Below are 4,882 nucleotides of genomic sequence, written 5' to 3'. Positions count from 1 at the left end.
ACATGAATGCCATCCGCAATAATCTCTATTTTTAACTCATCAAAAAGTAATGCCGCACCAGCTACACCTGGATCGCGATGATGCATTCCGCGCATTCCGTTGAACAGGTGGGTAACATGTGTAGCGCCAGCTTTGACTGCCTCAGCCATTTGTCCATATGTGGCATCTGAATGACCAACAGAAGCAATGACACCGTTTTCAGCTAAATAAGTGATAAACTCATAGCCATTTTCTTTTTCCGGAGCAAGTGTCACGAGACGTATATGATTACCGGCTGCTTCCTGCATTTTAGCGAAAAGCTCGACATCTGGAGCGATGATATGATCAGCAGGCTGTGCACCTTTGCGAGATTCATTGATAAAAGGGCCTTCAAGATGGACGCCTAGTATTTCTGCTTTCCCTGAATGATTATGATTGCTGATATAATCAGCTGCATTTCTTAAGGCTTTGAGGATTTCATCTTTATCCTGAGTGATGGTTGTCGCCAGGAAGCTGGTTGTCCCTTCTTGAGGCAGAATCGATGCCATTGTATTCAAAGCTTCAGTTGTAGCATCCATTGTATCCGCACCGCCGGCTCCGTGGATATGGATATCGATAAAGCCCGGTACAACGGTGCTGTTCACAGGGAGTTCAATCACCTCAGCATGACGATATTCAGCCGGCAGGGCAGAAGCCTGTCCTGTTTCAGCGATTTTGCCATCCTTAATATAGATAAATCCCTTATCAATCAGTCCTTCTTCAGTTAAAACCCTTGCATTTAAAAGCAATAAATCCTTCATTCGTCATCACCTGAAATTTTTGTCCTGTAGAGAGCTGAACTTACTACTTACCTTTATACCCTCTATACCATTATTATACTAATACAATACGTTAGTTGTCTATACCAGTTACTCTAGAAATAATAACTCTTATAATGGTATATACAGGTAAAAAGCGGAGAATTTCTCCGCTCTTTGTTTAGGCCGTCAAATCGCTTTAATTTCGTAGGTTTCTTTTTTAATAGCTAAATCGATTAAATTTGCATTCTATTTTTAGGTATCTATTCCTGGTAATATTACGATCTATTTTAAAGTATTAAGGCCGCTTTATTGTGCGCTGCCTTTATAATGTTCGCTAATTGCTTCACGCAGGTATCCATCATTTTTGTCTAAAAGGTTTTTCGCTTCGATGCCCTTCAAACCAGTAATGATTTGCAGGATTGCTGCTTTCGTATGATAGTTTTGTTCCTTGATGGCTGCTCTTGCTTCCTCGTCAGATGCTCCTGTAGCCATTTTTACAATATTTACTGCGCGGTTGTGCAGTTTTTCATTCGTCATCTGGACATCGACCATCAGGTTGCCGTAAACCTTGCCCATTTTAATCATTGATGCTGTAGTAAGCATATTTAAAATGAGCTTCTGTGCAGTTCCAGATTTCATTCTCGTCGATCCTGTAATGACTTCCGGTCCAACAACCGCTGCAATCGTGTAATCAGAGACTTTTTCCATCTCTGAATCCTTGCTGCAAACAACAGAAACGGTTACAGCACCTAGCTGTTTGGAGTATTCGAGTGCACCGATCGTGTAAGGAGTCCTTCCGCTGGCAGCGATGCCGACAACGACGTCATTCGCTGAAAGTGAGATTTCTTCCATATCTGTCTGGCCCTGCTGCTTGTCATCCTCGACACCTTCAATCGCTTCCGTCATCGCTTCTTTTCCGCCTGCGATGATCCCGACAACCATCCCCGGATCAGTGCCATAGGTAGGAGGACATTCTGATGCATCGATGATTCCGAGACGCCCGGATGTACCTGCGCCGACATAAATCAGCCTGCCGCCTTGTTTGAAGGCAGCGACAATCTTGTCGACAACCTCCGAAATGTTCGGAACCTGCCTTGCGAGTACATTCGGAACAAGTGTATCTTCCTGGTTAATGACTGTGATGATTTCCTCTGTGGACATAAGGTCTATATTCATTGTTTTTGGATTTTGCTGTTCTGTATTAAGTTTGGCGATATTCATGTTAATCCCTCACAATAAACTGAAATTTTTGTCCCGCTTTGATGTTTGTAAGCAGGGGAAGATCTGATTCGATGACTTTTCCGATGCAATTAACTTTCTCATCTAGAGGGAGGTTATTCACGGTAATCTGTAATTCGCCTGCATACCGCCCATATAGGTGATTGTCGATCGTGACAGTACCACGTGTTCTTTCTTGCTGATTTTCAGGATCGAGCTGCTTATCCCCTTTTAACGCATAGGATCGTGATTCAACCGCGCGGATGACATCGCGTGCAGGATCCATTCTGTTGGTCAGCGGCTTGCCCAGGTATTCTTTTAGCTGAGGCAAGCTCCCGGCTTCAACTCGAAGCGGGACAATCTCCTGCGAGAGGAAAGTGAGCAATTCCAATTGTTCATCTGATGCTGAGTGGTCTCCAATCAGAATTTTATCGGTAAAACATGTATACTTTAGCTCTGCAGCGGCAACATGAGGCAATTGTCCACGGTGCTCCTCAAGAGTAGGGAGGCCAGCAAAAATAGGTCCGCGCAAATCCTTGTCACCTGCAACGAAGGCCATCGTTGTGATGCCCATCGAGCGAAACATGATATTTCTTTCTATAAGAAAGGACTTGTCCAAGCCGGTCTCAGGCCTCGGATAAAAATTATGCCATGCTTCCACGTTTTCAGCCTTTAACCCAGCTTCGATCCATGATAAAAGTTCCTCTTTTGTTACCGTACTCGCATTGATGCCAATTTTCATTTTTTGCGACAGTTCGACGATTTGTTCGGTCGTAAAACCATAATCAGCCCTGATGCCGGCAAGACCCCATTCCAGCAATTTTTCGTAGCTGTCCCAGTCAAGCCCCAGAAAGCTAAGCGATCGAGGGGAAACATCGGCCATCAGCTCCATCTGATGCTGCTTAGCCAGGGATCCAAGTTCCTGTAAAGGTTCCTTATAATCAGCAGGGTTATCTTCAGGGATATGGAGGGAGGTGAAAATAGACTTCAACCCATATCCAGCAGCTTTTTCAATCCAGGCTGCATTTTGTTCCATGCGATCTTTGTTTAAGTAAACGGAAATTCCCAGCAAATGAAAACCCTCCATTAAGTTAAAGAATTCACAATTTAGTGTTAACAAAATTCAGAAAAATAGCCTAATAGAATAGAAGAAAGGAGGAAAGCAACTCTCCTCCTTTTTCGTTATTCGTATAGCTTCGGTTCATGCCGTTGCTGGACAAGAAACCAGAGCTCTTCAATTTTATTAAATATCTTTTGCCATTTCATCCTTGAAGCCAAACGTCCATGTGAAGATGAATCCGAACACATAGGCTACTAATAGGCCAAGAAGATAAAGCAGGATTTGGTTCGTATGGACAAGGAAAGCAAGAGGGATTCCAGAAACCCCGATTGCGATTGTTGCAATTTTAAAGAATGCCTGGAAAGCGCCGCCGACAGCTGCACCAAGACATGCTGTGATGAATGGACGGCCAAGTGGAAGGGTAACCCCGAAAATCAGCGGTTCGCCGATTCCGAGCATCCCAACTGGAAGTCCGCCTTTGATAACTTTTTTCAAGCGTTCGTTCTTCGTCTTGAAGTAAATCGCGAATGCCGCACCGACCTGGCCAGCGCCACCCATTGCAAGGATTGGCAGCAGCGGGTCATCGCCGATTGTATTGATCAATTCCATATGCACAGGTGTTAAGCCCTGGTGCAAACCAGTAACAACAAGCGGCAGGAATGTACCGGCAAGAATTAATCCTGCAAAGATTCCACCCATATCAATCAAACCAAGCAAGCCTTTTGTGATCAGGTCAGAAATCAAACCGCCGACAGGCTGAAGAACAAATAATGTGGCAACCCCTGTAATCAATAATGATAGCGTAGGAGTAACGATAATATCCAATGATGACGGAACGAATTTACGGATTCGTTTTTCAAGGAAAGCGATAAACACAGCGGCAAGCATAACGCCGATTAATCCGCCTCGTCCAGGAACGAGTGCTTCACCAAATAATGTAATGTTCGCAAGTCCCGGGTTAATGATCAGGATACCGGCTGCACCACCTAATGCAGGCGAACCTCCAAATTCACGAGCAGTATTGATACCGACGAAAACACCAAGGTAGCTGAAGATGCCCCAGCCAATCAGGTTAAGAACTTGAACAATTGCTGATTCAGGGTCAGCACCTGCACGGACGATCACGTTCGTGATACCGGCAATCAAACCTGAAGCGACAATCGCAGGAATCAGTGGAATAAAGATACTTGCGATTCGTCTTAAGAATAATTTGAACGGAGTTGCGTTCTTTTTGTTCAGATCATCCTTCGTGCGGCCAGCCAGCCCTTCAAAAGGATTTGGATCGTTTTCGTCTACAAGACTAGCAGACTTTCCAGTAATCTCAGAAACTTCGTTCGCGACTTTAGTGACAATTCCAGGCCCAAGGATAATCTGCAATGTTTCTTCTTCAACAACACCGAGCACGCCATCAATTTTCTTGATGCCAGCAACATTGACTTTGCTGTAATTTGCAGGCTTGACGCGCAGACGGGTCATACATGAAGCGACATCTGCAACATTGTCCGAGCCGCCAAGCTGCTCAAGTATCTCTCTTGCCAGGCGTTCTTCATTACGCATTGTGTTTCCCCCTTAATAGATAAATGTAATGGAAAGTATAAGTTCAAAAAAATGAATTCGCTTACAATTTGATGATAACAAGGACACGTATAGTTGTCTATACCTTTTTTAATAATATTTATCAGTTGGTATTAGTATTAAGTTAAAAGGTTAATACCAGTGAGAAATTCTCTGTGTAGCATAAAAATATGCTCTGTTAAAACTGAATGTTGATTTCTAATACCCTGTTGACTGTAGTGGAGGGCGCGTAGACTCCTCCGAAAATGCT

At 44.0% G+C, this 4,882-nt stretch carries 4 protein-coding genes; all 4 read right to left on the bottom strand.

What is annotated here, in order from left to right:
* Positions 1-779 (bottom strand): N-acetylglucosamine-6-phosphate deacetylase (nagA, locus tag WB217_RS18345; protein ID WP_423994749.1); only part of this gene is annotated, 779 nt, incomplete at its 3' end.
* 306 nt (positions 780-1,085) lie between these two features.
* The gene (murQ, locus tag WB217_RS18340; protein WP_423994747.1) at positions 1,086-2,000 is read right to left on the bottom strand and encodes an N-acetylmuramic acid 6-phosphate etherase; all 915 of its coding nucleotides are present in this window, start codon (positions 1,998-2,000) and stop codon (positions 1,086-1,088) included.
* 1 nt (position 2,001) lies between these two features.
* Positions 2,002-3,069, bottom strand: coding sequence for a DUF871 domain-containing protein (locus WB217_RS18335; protein ID WP_423994746.1), 1,068 nt, complete (start codon positions 3,067-3,069; stop codon positions 2,002-2,004).
* Positions 3,070-3,240: 171 nt separating this feature from the next.
* A complete protein-coding gene (locus WB217_RS18330) occupies positions 3,241-4,614 on the bottom strand; it encodes a PTS transporter subunit EIIC (protein WP_423994745.1) in 1,374 nt (457 codons plus the stop codon).
* Between the last annotated feature and the right edge of the window lie 268 nt (positions 4,615-4,882).

The organism is Mesobacillus sp. (assembly GCF_049588175.1).
In the GTDB taxonomy this organism is placed as follows: domain Bacteria; phylum Bacillota; class Bacilli; order Bacillales; family Cytobacillaceae; genus Mesobacillus.
Note: the sequence above shows the minus strand (reverse complement) of the source record. Positions and strands in the feature narration are given on the sequence as shown.

Bases quoted from the DNA above. Each gene is read 5' to 3' on its own strand.
- WB217_RS18330 (WP_423994745.1), bottom strand. From the start codon at position 4,614: ATGCGTAATGAAGAACGCCTGGCAAGAGAGATACTTGAGCAGCTTGGC.
- murQ (WP_423994747.1), bottom strand. From the start codon at position 2,000: ATGAATATCGCCAAACTTAATACAGAACAGCAAAATCCAAAAACAATG.